This is a genomic window from Nocardia brasiliensis NBRC 14402, assembly GCF_000308475.2.
GTDB classification, from domain to species: domain Bacteria; phylum Actinomycetota; class Actinomycetes; order Mycobacteriales; family Mycobacteriaceae; genus Nocardia; species Nocardia brasiliensis.
Window position 1 is genome coordinate 219,849 of sequence record NZ_BAFT02000110.1, and the last position, 14,330, is coordinate 234,178.

The 14,330-nt window shown below is 67.1% G+C and carries 20 protein-coding genes; 8 read left to right on the forward strand and 12 right to left on the reverse strand.

Annotated elements, in window-relative coordinates; all coding sequences use genetic code 11:
* The first annotated feature begins 84 nt into the window (after window positions 1–84).
* Window positions 85–1,362, forward strand: a complete 1,278-nt coding sequence (locus TY25_RS37175; RefSeq protein WP_146154068.1) for a DUF7159 family protein — start codon at window positions 85–87, stop codon at window positions 1,360–1,362.
* A gap of 70 nt (window positions 1,363–1,432) precedes the next feature.
* Here the strand turns inward: TY25_RS37175 and TY25_RS37180 are convergent, their stop codons facing one another.
* Complete coding sequence (locus TY25_RS37180; protein ID WP_042264856.1) at window positions 1,433–2,161, reverse strand: ABC transporter permease; 729 nt, start codon at window positions 2,159–2,161, stop codon at window positions 1,433–1,435.
* A gap of 32 nt (window positions 2,162–2,193) precedes the next feature.
* Entirely contained in the window at window positions 2,194–3,150 is a 957-nt protein-coding gene (locus tag TY25_RS37185; protein WP_042264442.1) for a daunorubicin resistance protein DrrA family ABC transporter ATP-binding protein, read from the reverse strand.
* A gap of 99 nt (window positions 3,151–3,249) precedes the next feature.
* Between TY25_RS37185 and TY25_RS37190 the strand changes: the two genes are divergently transcribed.
* Together TY25_RS37190 and TY25_RS37195 are read left to right on the forward strand one after the other, a co-directional pair.
* Window positions 3,250–3,993 carry a TetR/AcrR family transcriptional regulator gene (locus TY25_RS37190; protein WP_081869352.1) on the forward strand — a complete coding sequence of 248 codons (744 nt, stop codon included), beginning with the start codon at window positions 3,250–3,252 and terminating at the stop codon, window positions 3,991–3,993.
* A gap of 222 nt (window positions 3,994–4,215) precedes the next feature.
* Window positions 4,216–4,617 (forward strand): hypothetical protein, encoded by a 402-nt coding sequence (locus tag TY25_RS37195; RefSeq protein ID WP_146154067.1) that lies wholly within the window; start codon window positions 4,216–4,218, stop codon window positions 4,615–4,617.
* Here TY25_RS37195 and TY25_RS37200 read toward each other — a convergent pair.
* Genes TY25_RS37200 through bcp form a run of 3 tightly spaced genes read right to left on the reverse strand, consistent with a single transcriptional unit; the run spans window position 4,605 to window position 6,001 of the window.
* A complete protein-coding gene (locus tag TY25_RS37200) occupies window positions 4,605–5,291 on the reverse strand; it encodes a TetR/AcrR family transcriptional regulator (protein WP_042264446.1) in 687 nt (228 codons plus the stop codon). The two genes, TY25_RS37195 and TY25_RS37200, sit on opposite strands and share 13 nt — an antisense overlap.
* 59 nt (window positions 5,292–5,350) lie before the next feature.
* The gene (locus TY25_RS43075) at window positions 5,351–5,518 is read right to left on the reverse strand and encodes a hypothetical protein (RefSeq protein WP_156055182.1); all 168 of its coding nucleotides are present in this window, start codon (window positions 5,516–5,518) and stop codon (window positions 5,351–5,353) included.
* Between the two features lie 9 nt (window positions 5,519–5,527).
* Entirely contained in the window at window positions 5,528–6,001 is a 474-nt protein-coding gene (bcp, locus tag TY25_RS37205) for a thioredoxin-dependent thiol peroxidase (RefSeq protein WP_042264859.1), read from the reverse strand.
* Window positions 6,002–6,244: 243 nt separating this feature from the next.
* Here bcp and TY25_RS37210 point away from each other — a divergent pair, with 243 nt between their 5' ends.
* The gene (locus TY25_RS37210) at window positions 6,245–6,466 is read left to right on the forward strand and encodes a DUF3618 domain-containing protein (RefSeq protein WP_014982372.1); all 222 of its coding nucleotides are present in this window, start codon (window positions 6,245–6,247) and stop codon (window positions 6,464–6,466) included.
* A gap of 68 nt (window positions 6,467–6,534) precedes the next feature.
* Here TY25_RS37210 and TY25_RS37215 read toward each other — a convergent pair whose 3' ends face one another.
* Both TY25_RS37215 and TY25_RS37220 read right to left on the reverse strand, forming a co-directional pair.
* Complete coding sequence (locus TY25_RS37215) at window positions 6,535–6,831, reverse strand: excalibur calcium-binding domain-containing protein (protein ID WP_014982373.1); 297 nt, start codon at window positions 6,829–6,831, stop codon at window positions 6,535–6,537.
* Between the two features lie 133 nt (window positions 6,832–6,964).
* Entirely contained in the window at window positions 6,965–7,942 is a 978-nt protein-coding gene (locus tag TY25_RS37220; RefSeq protein WP_042264450.1) for a pirin family protein, read from the reverse strand.
* Between the two features lie 59 nt (window positions 7,943–8,001).
* On the opposite strand from TY25_RS37220, the gene TY25_RS37225 reads away from it, so the two are divergent.
* Complete coding sequence (locus TY25_RS37225) at window positions 8,002–8,472, forward strand: MarR family winged helix-turn-helix transcriptional regulator (RefSeq protein ID WP_042264451.1); 471 nt, start codon at window positions 8,002–8,004, stop codon at window positions 8,470–8,472.
* Here TY25_RS37225 and TY25_RS37230 read toward each other — a convergent pair.
* The 3 genes from TY25_RS37230 to TY25_RS37240 form a co-directional block, all read right to left on the reverse strand.
* Entirely contained in the window at window positions 8,469–8,948 is a 480-nt protein-coding gene (locus tag TY25_RS37230) for a DnaJ family domain-containing protein (protein WP_042264453.1), read from the reverse strand. The two genes, TY25_RS37225 and TY25_RS37230, sit on opposite strands and share 4 nt — an antisense overlap.
* 100 nt (window positions 8,949–9,048) lie before the next feature.
* Window positions 9,049–9,363, reverse strand: coding sequence for a hypothetical protein (locus TY25_RS37235; protein WP_042264455.1), 315 nt, complete (start codon window positions 9,361–9,363; stop codon window positions 9,049–9,051).
* A gap of 106 nt (window positions 9,364–9,469) precedes the next feature.
* A complete protein-coding gene (locus TY25_RS37240; protein ID WP_042264458.1) occupies window positions 9,470–10,057 on the reverse strand; it encodes a transglycosylase SLT domain-containing protein in 588 nt (195 codons plus the stop codon).
* A 731-nt stretch (window positions 10,058–10,788) separates the two neighbouring features.
* On the opposite strand from TY25_RS37240, the gene TY25_RS37245 reads away from it, so the two are divergent.
* Both TY25_RS37245 and TY25_RS37250 read left to right on the forward strand, forming a co-directional pair.
* Window positions 10,789–11,157 (forward strand): chitin-binding domain-containing protein, encoded by a 369-nt coding sequence (locus tag TY25_RS37245; protein ID WP_042264460.1) that lies wholly within the window; start codon window positions 10,789–10,791, stop codon window positions 11,155–11,157.
* A gap of 144 nt (window positions 11,158–11,301) precedes the next feature.
* On the forward strand, window positions 11,302–12,066 hold the full coding sequence (locus TY25_RS37250; protein ID WP_042264461.1) for a class I SAM-dependent methyltransferase: 765 nt from the start codon (window positions 11,302–11,304) through the stop codon (window positions 12,064–12,066).
* Here the strand turns inward: TY25_RS37250 and TY25_RS37255 are convergent.
* On the reverse strand, window positions 12,040–12,846 hold the full coding sequence (locus TY25_RS37255; protein WP_226887504.1) for a class I SAM-dependent methyltransferase: 807 nt from the start codon (window positions 12,844–12,846) through the stop codon (window positions 12,040–12,042). The genes TY25_RS37250 and TY25_RS37255 overlap by 27 nt on opposite strands.
* A gap of 147 nt (window positions 12,847–12,993) precedes the next feature.
* On the opposite strand from TY25_RS37255, the gene TY25_RS37260 reads away from it, so the two are divergent.
* A complete protein-coding gene (locus TY25_RS37260) occupies window positions 12,994–13,620 on the forward strand; it encodes a class I SAM-dependent methyltransferase (RefSeq protein WP_042264464.1) in 627 nt (208 codons plus the stop codon).
* A gap of 241 nt (window positions 13,621–13,861) precedes the next feature.
* On the opposite strand, the gene TY25_RS37265 is transcribed toward TY25_RS37260, so the two are convergent.
* Entirely contained in the window at window positions 13,862–14,320 is a 459-nt protein-coding gene (locus TY25_RS37265; protein ID WP_042264467.1) for a nitroreductase family deazaflavin-dependent oxidoreductase, read from the reverse strand.
* Window positions 14,321–14,330 lie beyond the last annotated feature (10 nt).

The window sequence follows — 14,330 nt, forward strand, 5'->3', positions numbered from 1 at the left end:
CCCATCCGGATCGAATTCGGCGTCGAACACATACCGAGCGCGCGTGGCTGCAGACGCGCGAAAGGATCAGGAAGGCGCGATCTAGTGGTAGCTCGATCAGTGGTAACTCTCGGCGTCTCCACCGAACGTGGCGCCGTGCACGCGGTAGCTTTCGCCGACACCGGCTCCCGGCTACCCGAGCGCGTGCTGTTGCATCGGGTGCGGCGCACGCACAGCGACAGCAAGGCCGAACTGGCGGAAGCGGTCGAGACGGCGATGGACGAACTCGCCGCCGAACTCGGTCCCGAGCACGAGATCGCCGGCGCCGCGGTCACCTACCGGGACGCGGCCGAGCGGCGCGCGATCGTCACCAGGCTGGCGAGCGGACGGTGGCACACGGCCTCGCTGGTGTCGTCGAAATCGGCTCACCTCAGCGTGGCGGCCGTGATGACCTGGCTCGACGAGTTCGACGACCTGCTGATCTGTGAGGTCGTGCCCGGGTATCAGGCCTTCACGCTGGTCGATCGGGAGCGGCGCCGGATCGTCGCGGCGACCAGTCAGTCCGGCGGCGCGACCGCCGAGGCGATGGGTGCCGCGGTCACGGCGGCCTGGGACCAGTTCGAGGCGGCCGCGGTCCGGCCCGACGCGGTGGTGCTGATCGGCTCCGCCGCGGGCAAACCTGCGGTCGTCGCGGCCGTGGACGGTTTCGGCGCGCCGGTGATTCCGTGCAAGACGGCCTCGGCCGCGTCCGCCGCGGGTGCGGCGTTGTACGCGATGGCCGATCTGGACGAGTTCGGCCTCGCACCGGAGAAGGTGCGGCGGGTGCGCGGCGGGACGGCGGTCTTCGCGGCGGCCAGCGTGCTCGCGGGCGGTCTGGTGGTAGGCGGGGTTTACGTCGCGGGCGGTTCGTCGCGGACGCTGCCCGGTGCGGTTGTGAAGGACGCGCACGTCACCGCCGAGTCCAAGATGGTCGCGGGCGGGCCCGGCGGCGCGATCGACGAGGATCGCGGGGGCGACGGCCCGGTGCTCGATCGGCGCGTGCCGGTCTCCGCGCACGTCCCGGATCTGACGGTGGTGACCATCGATCCGGCGGAGCTCGGGCCGCAGTACTCCACGCAGCGGTGGGGCAGGGGACTGGAGCATCCGGAGCCGTTGCTCGCCGACGAATCGGCGCACGAGGCCGAGACCAACGCGTCGGCGCCACTGACGTCGGGTTCGGGCACCCTCGCGGGCACCACCAAGGTCGGTGCGCCCAACGGCGCCCTGCTCTTCCCCGGTGAGACCGCACCACCGGCCGCCTTCACCCCGGAGTCCTACGCGTGGTGGGACAACCACTTCCGGATGATGTTGCAGTGGGCGGCACAGCAGTTCTCGCCCGTTTAGCCTGATTACATCTCGAGGCGAAAAGGTCCGGTGCCCCCTCCAGCACCGGACCTTTTTCGTCTTCGCGGTCTCAGTTCGTCGTGCGGCGCCGGAACAGCGTGCCCGCCGCGAAATAGCCCGCTGTTCCGATGCCCGCACACCACAGCACGGCCAGCCATGCGCTGTCCCCGATCGGGGTATCGAGCAGCAGGCCGCGCATGGTTTCGGTCACCGGGGTCACCGGTTGATGCTCGGCGAACCAGTGCAGCCAGCTCGGCATCGACTGCGGTGGCACGAACGCGCTGCTCACGTAGGGCAAGAACATGAAGAAGAAGGTCGCCGCGTTCGCGGCCTCCGGATTCTTCGCCAGCGCGCCCAGCGCCGCCGCCACCCAGGACAGGGCGAGTACGAACAGCGCGATGATGCCGTAGGCGGCCAGCCAGCGCAGCGGGTCGGTGGTCGGCCGGAAGCCGATCGCGACCGCCACCCCGATCACGATCGTCGTGGTGATCAGGTTGCGCAGCAGACTTTCCACGACGTGCCCGGTGAGCACCGAGGAGCGGGCGATGGCCATGGTCCGGAAGCGGTCGATGATGCCGTTGTCCAGATCGGTGGACAGGCTGACCGCCGTTGTCGCCGAACCGAATCCGGCACACAGCAGGATGATGCCCGGCACGATGTAGTCGACATAGGCGGTGCCGACGTTCATCGCGCCGCCGAACACGTAGACGAACATCAGCAGGATCACGACGGGCAGCGCGATCGTCACGATCATCGAGTCGGGACTGCGCAGGGTATGGCGCAGATTGCGGCTCAGCATGGTGGCCGAATCCTGCGCGACGGTCGATATGGTCACAGCGCTACCGCCTTCTGCACGGTGGGATGCCCGGTGAGCGCGAAGAACACGTCATCGAGGTCGGGGGTGTGGATGGCGAGACCGTCGATGGTGATCGCCTGGTCATCGAACCGATCGAGCAGCTGTTTGAGGGTGCCGACACTGCCGTCCGAGGGCACCAGCAGCTTCAGCTGGTCGACATCGATGTCGGCGTCCGGTACCGCCCGCGCGGCCGCGGCCAGTCCGGCCCGATCCGCGAAGGACAGTTGAATGTGCCCGCCGGGCGCGAGCTGTTTCAGGTCGGCCGCCGTGCCCTGCGCGACGATCTTTCCGTTGTGCAGCACCGCGATTCGGTCGGCGAGCTGATCGGCCTCCTCCAGATACTGGGTGGTGAGGAAGATCGTCACGCCATCGGTGACCAGATCGCGGATCACCTGCCACAACTCCCGGCGGCTGCGTGGATCCAGGCCGGTGGTCGGTTCGTCCAGGAAGATGATCCGGGGTTGGCCCATCAGGCTCATCGCCAGGTCGAGCCGGCGGCGCATCCCGCCGGAATAGGTCGCGACTCGCGCGGCGCCTGCCTCGGTGAGATCGAAACGGGCGAGCAGCCTGGTCGTCCGGCGGGCGGATTCCTGGCTGCTCAGATGAAGTAGACGGCCCATCAGGCGCAGGTTCTCCGCCCCGGTGAGCACCTCGTCCACGGCCGAGTACTGGCCGGTGACCCCGATGAGCTTGCGCACGCCGTCGGGCTCACGGGCCAGATCGAGACCGGCGACGCGGATCTCGCCGCCATCGGCGCGGGCCAGCGTCGCGAGGATGCGGACCATGGTCGTCTTGCCCGCCCCGTTCGGGCCGAGCAGCGCGAAGACCGTGCCCGCCGCGACTTCGAGGTCGATACCGGCCAGCACCGTCCGGCTGCCGAAGGCTTTGGTCAACCCGCTGATGCTGACGGCGGGGATGGATGGAACTGTCATAGTGTTCCTCGGTTCGAAACTGTGTATGCGATAAACTTTGTTTAGATAGTACGCAGTTTTCGACGCGGGGCAAGAGTGCTGCAGAGAAAGAGGTCGACAGTGACGGACACCCCGGACACGAGTGGCGCGGAGGTGCTGGCCAAATCGTTCGCCCTGCTGTGGGGAATGGACGAGCAGGGCACCCGCGGGCCGAAACGCGGGCTCAGCCTCGATCAGGTGATCGATGCGGCGATCGAGGTGGCCGATGCCGAAGGGGCGGGCGCGCTATCGATGGGCCGGGTCGCGAAGCATCTCGGTTTCACCGCGATGTCGCTGTACCGCTATGTGGACAGCAAGGACACGCTGCTCGCGCTCGTCTCGGATCGGGTGCTCGGGCAGCCGCCGGAGCTGCCGGTCGGTGAGGGCTGGCGGGTCGGCATCGAGGCCTGGGCGTGGGCCGAGGTCGAGCAGATCCGGCGGCACCCGTGGTTCCTGAGTCTGCCGCTGGCGACGCCGCCGGTGGGGCCGTGCAATATGGCCTGGCTCGACGCGGGCCTGGCGACCTTCGCCGACAGCGCGGTGCCCGAGTCGACCAAACTGCAACTGGTCATGAATGTTTCGCTGTACGTGCTCGGGCGGCTGCGGGTGGCGCGCGAGATGGGCGGCGACGACGAAGACAACGACGAGTACCCGGCCATGCTCAGCCGGGTCCTCGACCCCCAACGCTTCCCCGCCCTGACCCGCGCCCTCGCCGCCCAAGCCTTCGACGAGGTAGACGCCGACTGGGACGACGCCGACTTCGCCTTCGGCCTGGCCCGCCTCCTGGACGGCTACGAACAATTCATCCGCTCCGTCGAGGGGTAGGGCTCCTTCGTTGAACAAAGATAAAAAACCAGCTAAGGTCAATTTTAGCTTTGTTCAAATTGTTGAGGAGGCGGCGTGCCGTTCTGTGTGGTTCTTGCGATCCTGCTGCAGCTGCTGTTGGCGGGAATGTTCGTAGCGATGCTTGGCGCGTATCGATCCGCCGGTCCTCGCGCGCAGCGGGCTGCTGAGGAAGCGACAGCGCGGCAGGGTGTGGCTCCGCAGATGCTCGCCGAGCATGGGATTCGGCTGGAAGAAGGCCGAGGGGGCTTCGTGGTGGGGTATCTGATCGCCGCGGTACTGACAGCGCTGGCGATTCTGAATCTGACCGGTAACGAGCTCGGACGGCTGCTGTCCTGGATCGTGGAGCCGCTGGTGTTTCTCGGCGTCGGCTATGTGACCACGATCCAGGTGTTCGCGGTGCCGATGACTGTGTCCGCGTTCGCCCGACTTGACGATCCACGGGTGCAGGGCCTCGATATCCGGGCCGTGCTGCACGCCGCGGTCGGTGTGCTGCCGGTTTGGTACCGGCCTGCGACCGTGCTGCGGTGGTTGCTCGCGACCGCAGGATCGGTGGCGGCGATCATCCTGCTGGCATTGCCCGCCGCGAGCAGTTACTTCTCCTGACCCGACGCCAGCCGGGTTTGCAGGCCGTCGAGCACCGTGTGCAGGCCGAACTCGAAACCTTCGTTGCCGGAAATGGTTTCGATCGATCCGGACGCCGACGAGTCCATGCGCGACCGCAGGCGGGGGAACTGCGCCGCGGATTCGGTGATGTAGGTGAGTATGTCGCGCAGGCGAGCGCCCTCGGCGTCCTCCTTTCGCAGCCGCGCCTGTGCCGCGCGTTCGGCAGCCGAGCCTTGCGCAGCGCCGATCACGAACATCAGAACGGTCGCCGCGGCGCGGTCCGTGTCTCGCCCGCGGAAACCCGCGCTTTCGAAGACGCCGAGGGCGCATTCGTCGAAGCGCACTTTGCCCGGCCCGTGGATCAGGTGGGTGCTCATGGCCGGCATCAGCCAGAAATGCCTATCGATCATCCCGAACACCTCCCGCGCCAACATAGTGGCGGCGGAGCGCCACTCGGTCGTATCCGGATCGGGCAGCTCGATTTCGTGCCACACGAGGTCCGCAGCGAGTGTGACCAGCTCGTCCTTGTTCTTGACGTAGTAGTACATGGCTGTCGATGCGACACCCAATTGGGTGCCGAGGCGTCGTATGTTCAATCCGGCGACGCCCTCGGCGTCCAATACCTCCACCGCCGCGCGCAGGATCTGTTCTCTGGTCAAGGTCTCTCGCGGCACACCGCAACCGTACCCACACGCGGCGCCGGTTCCAGGCGCCGAGCCACGGTTACGTCTGGCTACCTCGTCTTGCCGTACTGATCGACGAGATAGCGATACGACTCGGCGTGCCTGGCGTAGTCGAAAATCGGCCGCAGGCCAACCGATACCGACCGATCGGCCGCCGTCGAATATCCGTCCGGCTTCCCCACCCCCACGGCAACCTGCCAAAGAGAGCGATCGGTCATCGCGGTAGGTCAGACCGAAAGGTCGCGGCGGAGTTTGGCTACGTGGCCGGTGGCGCGGACGTTGTATTGGGCCACCTCGATTTTGCCGTTCTCGCCGACGAGGAAGGTGGAGCGGATTACGCCGGTGACGGTTTTGCCGTACATGGTTTTTTCGCCGAAGGCGCCCCAGGCGGTGAGCACGGACTTGTCCGGGTCGGACAGCAGGGGGAAGGTGAGTTGTTCGGCGTCGCGGAACTTGGCCAGCTTCGCGGGCTTGTCCGGCGAGATGCCGAGCACGGTGATGCCCGCGCCGTCGAGTTCGGCGAGGTTGTCGCGGAAGTCGCAGGCCTGCTTGGTGCAGCCGGGGGTGCTCGCGGCCGGGTAGAAGTACACGATCACCTTGCGGCCGCGGTAGTCGGCGAGCGACACGTCCTTGCCGTCGGCGTCGGGCAGCGTGAAATCGGGGGCGGCATCGCCGGGGGAGAGTCGTTGGTTGTCGGTCACGTCCTGCACGGTAATCGAAGGCTCGGACAGTCCGGGGACAGACAGAACGACACTGGCGATTACGACAGGCCCGCGCCCGCAGACCTGCGCGACACTTGTCGGGACCGACAGGGCACCGCGCGCTCGAGGGAACTGCGGGCGGACCGATAGACTCGTCCGGGAGCTGAGGGTGACCCGCGACGGCCGAACACGCACCGCGATTCGAGCCCCGGCGCGCGCATATCAAATACAGGAGGCCGGAACGTGGCAAAGGACACCGAGCGGATCGAGCAGGAGATCGAGGCTGCGCGCACACGGTTGGCGAGCACGCTCGACGAGCTCGCGGTGCGTGCCGATCCGCAGCGGATCGCCAGCGACAGCAAGCAGATCGTGTTGCGAAAGCTGAACGAGCCCAAGGTGAAGTACAGCCTGCTCGGCGCGGCGGCACTGGTCGTCGGGCTGGTGCTGCTCAAGATCTTCCGCTGATTCGTCGAGCCCCGAACAGCAGAACACCCGGTGTGTACGTCACACCGGGTGTTCGTTTTTCACGGGTATCAGACCGTGGGGCAGGCGAACCCGTCACCATCTGGATCCAGGTGCGGGCCGTAGCCCGGCTCGCCGCGAAAGAGCGGCGCCCGGCCGGCGGCCTTGGCGTCTTCGCAGTTGGCGAAAGCGCCACCCGCGGAACCGGTCTGCGTCAGACCGGCCGAACCGGTCGCGGCCGATCCGGTGTCGACGGCGGACGATCCGGTTCCGGAGGAACCCGAGGGAGGCTGCGCCCCTGCGGTCGGCGCCGCAAGTAGGGTCAGTCCCGCGACGGCAGCGCTGAAGGTAAGCCGGCGAACGTTCATGTATTCCTCTAAATAGTTGCTGCGATGGATAGGCGTCCGACCGGACGCCGCATCCACTGTTGTGACGGCTCGCCCTCTTGTCAACCGCGTCGCCCGAGAACTAGGGCATTAGGGGATCGGTCCGCAGCTGTGCTCATTCGCCGAGCCGACGGCCCGCCAGATGCTCTGCCGGGATGTTTCCCATGCGTCCGGCCTGGTAGTCGTCCATTGCCTGGATGATTTCGGCGCGGGTGTTCATCACGAACGGCCCGTATTGCACGACCGGTTCCCGGATCGGCTGGCCACCGAGCAGCAACACTTCCAACTCGCCGCTCCGATTGTGTTGCGCCGCATCGGCACTCACGGTGAGGGCGTCGCCCTGACCGAAGACGGCCAGTTGACCCTCGCGCACCGGCCTGCGTTCCGCACCGACGGTGCCGCTGCCGGACAGGATGTAGGCCATCGCCGTGAAGTGCTGCGGCCAAGGCGTTTCCAGCTGTCCGTCGGGGCTGATCGAGGCATGTGCGTACGCGATCGGGGTGTAGGTGGAGCCGGGGCCCTCGAAACCGCCGACCGAGCCCGCGATGAGCCGGACCAGCGCGCCGCCGTCGTGTGAGGTGACCAGCGTCAGTTCGCTGCCGCGCAGATCCTGATAGCGCGGCGCGGCGAATTTGAGTGCGCGCGGCAGGTTCACCCACAGTTGGATGCCGTGGAACCAGCCGCCCGCGACGACCAGTTCTTCGGCGGGCAACTCGTCGTGCAGGATGCCGGAGCCTGCCGTCATCCACTGGGTGTCGCCCTCGCCGATCACACCGCCGCCGCCGTTGGAGTCGTGGTGCACCATGGTGCCGTCCATCACGTAGGTGACGGTCTCGAAGCCGCGGTGCGGATGCCACGGTGCGCCTTTGGCTTCGTGCGGTTCGTAGGCGACCGGACCCATCTGGTCGAGCAGGATGAACGGATCGGCGGTGCGCAGGTCCATGCTCGGGAAGGGCCTGCGTACCTCGAAGCCGGCGCCTTCGCGCTGCTTGGGGGCGCTGACCACGCTGCGCACGGCACGGTGGCGCATGGTCTCGGCGGGGCGGGGCAGGCGCGGCAGCACCATGATGTCGGGGACGGTGATGGCGGGCATCGTGACCTCCTGAGCAAGTTGGTGTCCATGTCAACCAAATGGGTCTAGACTTCATTCCCATGGAGTGGCTCAGTGATGAGGAGCAGGTGACGTGGACGGCGTACGTCCGCATGCGGCAGCGGTTGGACGCGGCATTGGCCGCCGGCCTGGCCAAGGACGGCGTGTCCGCGGCGGACTACGAGCTGATGGTCGCACTGTCGGCCGCGCCGGGTGACTGCTTACGGGCCAAGGATCTCGCGGCCGAGGTCTGTTGGGAGAAGAGCAGGCTGTCCAAGCATCTGGCGCGGATGGACGCGCGCGGACTCGTCGATCGGCAGCCGGTCGCAGAGGACGCCCGCGGCGTACTCGTCCAGCTGACCCCGGCGGGCCGCCGTCTGCTCGAACGCGCGGCCCCCAATCACGTCCGGTTGGTTCGCGAGATATTCATCGATTGCGTGGATCCCGCTGAGGCCGAAGCGATTCAAGCGCTCGCGGACAAGGTCGTCACCGCGGTCGAGGAATCCTCGGTCGGTACCCGTCAGGCGTCCTAGCGGCCGAAGAGCCGACGCCACCAGCTGACGCCGTGCGGTGCGGGCGGCGACACCGGGGCGGGTGCCGGACGCTGCGGCTTGCGCCGTCCGGCGCGCCACTGCTCGACGATCTCCTCGGTGTCCACCGGCGCGACCTGCACGTACGGGCCGTGCGGCAGGCGCAGCCAGTCGACGACCCGCTTGTTGAGCTCGCGCACGGTCTCCCGGACGGCGCGCTCGGACTGCAGTTCGCGCACGGTCTCGGGCAGCCGTTCGATATCGCGGCGCAGCAGGATCGAAGGCGGCAGCAGCGCGTCGCCGCTCACGCCCTCCTTGCGGAGATAGCCCTTCAGCCACCAGTTCTCGTCGTCGCTACCGCGCGGGATCGGCTTGCCCGCGCCGGGCAGGTTCTGGAATTCACCGCGCTCGGTCGCCTCGCGGATCTGCTTGTCGATCCACGATTCGAAATCGAGGCTCACGGGCTTGCGCTCGGTCATAGCGGTCTCCATCACGTCATCGTCGACGGCGGGTCTATGGCACCAGCGTACCGAATCGCCCGTCAGCGCTGCTGAAAACGCTGCTGTGCAAGGTCTTTCGCTACGACCACGGCGTGATGGGCGGCTTCACCCAGAGCAGTTTCTCGTCGGTGTTCGTGCGTTGCGCGGCGGGATGGTCCGGATTCCGCGCGGCCCACTCGTCCTTGTCCGTCAGCAGTGCCGCGACGGTGCCCCAGGTCTCCTCGGTGCTCGGCGGGTTGGTCTCGGCGGCCCTGGCGAGCTTGCGTCGCGTTGCGGCCGGCATCGCGAGGAGTTCCGGTCCGGTGATGCCCCGCTGCCAGATATAGCCCGCGAGGCGTTTGGCTTTTTCGGCGCGGCTCTTGGCGGCCGCGTCGCTGTGCGCGTAATCGGTCATCGCGGAAGTCCAAAGGGTCGGGTGATGAACGACCCTAGTCGCAGGGCGGCGCGGACGCGACGACGCCTCCCCGGCAGCGGCGCGGGAAGGCGTCGGTCTGCGTGACTCAGTACGCGCCGTGCACGTTGTCCATCGAGCCGTAGGTGCGCGCCGCGTAGTTGCAGGCGGCGGCGATGTTGGCGACCGGGTCGTAGATGTCCCAGGACGTGCCTTCGACGTGGTACGCACGGAAGGTCGGATCGATCACCTGGAGCAGGCCCTTGGACGGGATGCCCGCGGCGGCGTTGGAGTCCCACAGATTGATCGCCTGCGGGTTTCCGGTGGACTCGCGCATGACGTTGCGGAGGATGCCGTCGTAGCTGCCCGGGATGTTGTTGGCCGCCATGATGTCGAGCGCCTGGCGGATCCAGCCGTCCAGGTTGTCCGGGTAGGTGGGCGCGGGCATCGGCGCCGGAATCGGCTCGGGCTCGGGTGCGGGGAGCGGGGCGGGCATGGGCGCCGGGAGGGCCGCGGCGACAGGCTGGGCGGCCAGGTGCCGGTCGGCGACCAGCGCGATGCGAGACGGGACGCTGTCGTCGGCCACCGAGACGGCGGAGGAGGCGGCCACGGCGACGATGCCGGCTGCGGCGATCGCGATGGTGCAACCTTCGCGGAGCGACGAGCGGCGGAGCGGGAGAAGGCGTCTGTCAGGCATTGCGAAATCGGTTCCTTTGTCGGGGACAGGTTTCGATCCGGGCGTGCGCGGGCAGCACGGATCCGAGGCGGGCGCGCGGGTCGGCGCTCGCCGGGACGGGCTGATGTGCTTTTGTGGGGTTTTGTTGTGCGGGACGTCCTGGTCCCGAAAACGCGACGCGTTCAGTGCGGCGATGCCGGGGCGCTCACTGCGAGCCCGGCCGCGATGTCGCGGGGGACTCCGCATCCTCGATGCGGAGAAAGTGGCGGAAGGTTGGGTTCGCGGGTCCGTTGCCGGATCCCGATCCGCCGACCGCGGCGGGCATGGTGCCTACCGTTGCGGTCGTTTTCCGAATGTGGGTGAACAACTCCTCGGTGTAACCAAACTCCAGGTCGCTTCTTGACCTGATCGCAGAATGGTCACAGATAGTTAACACAGGGTGAACGGTAGGCAAATGAAAGGTGCTACCGATCTTGGAAGGCGCCCTCGGTGGTTGCCGAACCGTTACCTAAGCAGGGAGTTTGCTGCTAAACCGATTGTGCGACACGTCACAGAAGTTTTCGGCTAACGAATCCGTTTTCGCTTGCCGCATAGGGGTACTGGTCCGGATCGGGGCCCGTGGTAAACCAGCGGCATCGGTCGGTTCGCCCGGTTTTCGCCCCGGGGAAGTCCGATCCAGGGTGTGCGTGAAGCCGAATACAGGGGAGTAGCTAACCGTCGACACCTCGTTACCGGGGTAGATAGGGACTGCCGTGAAGATCCGAACCGCCCCCGTGCGCCGTGCGGGCGTGCTCGTCGCCGGGGCCGCGACCGCCGCGCTGCCGTCCCTGGGTGTCGCGTTGCTCACCCTGACGACCATGGCGGCGGTGGATCTGCCCGACGCGGCGGGCCGGGGCGCGGTGATCAGGCAGTACGCGGTCGTGCCGCTGGAGGCAGGCGTCGACTTCTGTCAGGACGCGAACAAGGACGAGGGGTATTACGCCGACCCCGACGACGACGCGGTGTTCTACCGCTGCCTCGATTCCGCGAACCGCCGCATGGCGACCCTGCACTTCCGCTGTCTCGATCAAGCCCGCTACGACGCGCAGCGTTCGGTCTGTGTGGTGCGCCGGCCGTACTGACCGGTCGCTCGTGAAATCTGCTGTGCCACAACATGGACGACGGGTAACCCGCGAATATTCGCTTTCCCCGGCGCGACCGCCGAGGCAGGATGCGTGGTGGTGGGCTGACCGGCTCGCCCGCGGCCGACCGGTGGGAGCGTGGTCATGGACTGGGTGCAACCGTTCTTCGAGACCGCCCCGCTTTGGTGGGGCCCACAGACGGTGCAGGAGAAAGACTTTCAGCGCGCGGACGCGATCGCCCGGTTGGGTGGTCCCGGTGTGCGGCGGGTCCTGGAACTCGGCGCGGGCAGCGGGCTCACCGCGGCCGTCACGGCAGATCGCGGCTACTCGGTGGTCGCGGTCGAATTGAGCGCGACGCGTGCGCGGCAGGCCGCGGAACTGGTCGAGGGACGTGATCTGCAGGTGGTCGAGGGCGACTTCTATACCGTCGAGCTCGATGGACCGTTCGACTGCGTGGTCTATTGGAACGGTTTCGGCATCGGTACCGACGCCGAGCAGCGCACCCTGCTGCGCCGGGTCAGCGGGGAATGGCTCGCGCCCGGCGGCCGCATGATCGTCGACGTGTTCAGCCCATGGAAATGGGCTCGGATCGCGGGTGAGCTCGAATACGACACCTACACCATCGATCTGGCCAATTCGAACGACTACGACCCGGTGACCAGTCGTTTCAACGACCGCTGGTGGCCCGCCGGCCGAGAGGTGGATGCCCTCGATCAATTCGGTCGCTGCTACACCCCCGCGGACCTGTTGTTGCTACTGGAAGGAACGGGACTGACCGCCGAGCGGATAGAGCTGGACGGCGTGGAAATCCGTGCCGATCAACGACATTCGGCGCAACATCCGTTGTGGGAGGCCTGGGAGTATCGAGCGGTGCTGCGCAAGTCAGTCCCGGCCGGCGGTGCTGAATAAGTTGAGCCGATACGTCTTCACCGGCGTCGCCCAGCCGAAGGCTTTGAGGCCGTAGCGGTATCGGGCCGGCCAGGTCCGGGCGACGGCGGGCTGGGGCGTCGCGAAGGTGCGTGACTCGCGCAGTCGCAGACCGCACTGTTCGAGATCCGCAGGGTCGTCGCAGATCCATTTCATCCGTGCGGGAACCGCTTTGAACACCGGATTGCGATCCTGGCTGTTCATCATCATGGTCCCGCCGGTGTCGAAGGCCAGCGGACTCGCCGGGAACGTCGCGGCGAACCGTTTCAGCGTGGTGCGCACCTGCTCGTCGGGGAAGTAGAGCAGCACCGCCTCGCTCAGCAGGAAGACCGGCCCGGGTCGCTCGGTGACCTGTGCGTACCAGTCCGTGTCGAAGATCGACCCGGCGATCATCGTGTAGCGCTCACCGTCGTCGAAGAACTTGCGCCGCAACGCCATCGTGTCCGCGACGTCCAGATCGAACCAGCGCAGCCGGCCGTTGTCCAGGCGATCGAACCTGGTAGACAGGCCGCACCCCAGGTCGACGACCGTGCCCTCGGGATGCTCGCGCAGGAACCCGCGCACGTACTCGTCGAAGATCGAGGCCCGCAGCACCGATCCGGCGAGCGAGGGTCCGCGGAACTCGGCGAAGTCGTAGTCGATCGATTCGACGAGTTCGATCGCCTTACGGTCGTGCAACACGCTCCGGCGCTGCCGGGCGTCGATCGCCCGCCCGTACAGCGGGATCAGCAGCGTTTCCTGGACCTCGCCCAACGACACCATTTCGGCCACGTGCGGAGCGTAACTTAGGATTACCTAACCGTCTAGTGTCTCGCTATCCCGGACTCGTATGCGATCGTCGGTTCGATTGTGGCGCAATGCAAGTGGAAGACGTACCGTGAAACTTATCGACTCCTTTGCGAGGTGCGTATGTCGACTACCTGGGTAGATACCCTGTTACGGCAAACACGACGACTAGGCGAGTTCCCCTACCCCCACCAGGCCGCGTTCCTGCTGGACAACCCCGTGCGCCGGTTCATCTCGAACCCGCGGTCGGTGATCGAACGGCTGGAGCTGGCCGGGACCGAACAGGCCTTGGAACTCGGGCCCGGTCCCGGCTTCTACAGCCTCGAATTGGCCAGGGAACTCACCGGCGGCAGGCTCGAGCTCTTCGATATCCAGCCGCAGATGCTGGACAAGGTGCGCCGTAAACTCGACCGGGCGGGCTGCGCCAACGTGGGATTCCACAGCGGTGACGCGGGCGCCGGTCTGCCCTTCGCCGACGGGCAATTCGATGTCGCGTTCCTCGCGGCGGTGATCGGCGAGGTCCCGGACCGCGCCGCCTGCGTACGCGACCTCGCACGCGTCATCAAGCCCGGCGGCCAACTCGTTTTCTACGAGTACTTCCCCGATCCGGACCGCTTGAGTGCGACGGAGTTGCGGGAACTGGCCGAGCCGGAGGGCTTTACCTTCCGTGACGACCGCGGCGACCGTTGGAGCGACCTCATCCGCTTCACCCGTGCCGCGTCGCCCAGCACCGGTGCCGAACCCGAATAGCGATTCCCGGCAGCAACTTTCGGTCAACCGAGGCACGGCACTGTGGCAGGTGCTGGCGCAATGGGCCGCGCCGGTTTTGCGCGGAAGCGGCGGCGGCATACGGCCGCGAGCGTGCGCAGGACCGCGCCCGCTGCCACCGCGACCCAGAACCCCGCGTTCGCACCGTGCGCATCGATGATCGGCCCCGCGGCGGCAGGACCGATCGCGATGCCGTGCGCTGCGGCTGTAGTCGAGTCCGGCGTCAGTGCGCCTGCAGTGTCAGTTCGACCATGGGTAAGGTGCCGACCGGGGCTCCGGTGGCTCGTTCGATGGTGGCGCGCAGGTTCTTCCAGGCGCGGGGATGGCGTGCGCTGTAGCGCTCGAGTGCGGCGGCCGATTCCGCTTCGGTCATCGGCGTTGCGGTGGCGGGGACCGCGCGTTTCGTGCCTGTGGAGACCCGCACCCGGGGCTCGGCCTGAATGTTGCGGTACCACTGGGCTTTCGCGCCGAATCCGGACACCACGATGTAGTGGTCGGCCGAAGGACGATCGACGACCTCGAGTACCACGAATCGTGCTGCGCCGCTGCGGCGTCCGACGTGCTGGAGCATCAGTAGGCGGGAACCGAGCAGGAATCCGAGACCCGCGCGGTAGAGCAGGATCGGCGCACGCACCGCCCAACGGGTCTGCAACATACGGGCACCGAGGTCGGCGATGGACATGGTTACTCCT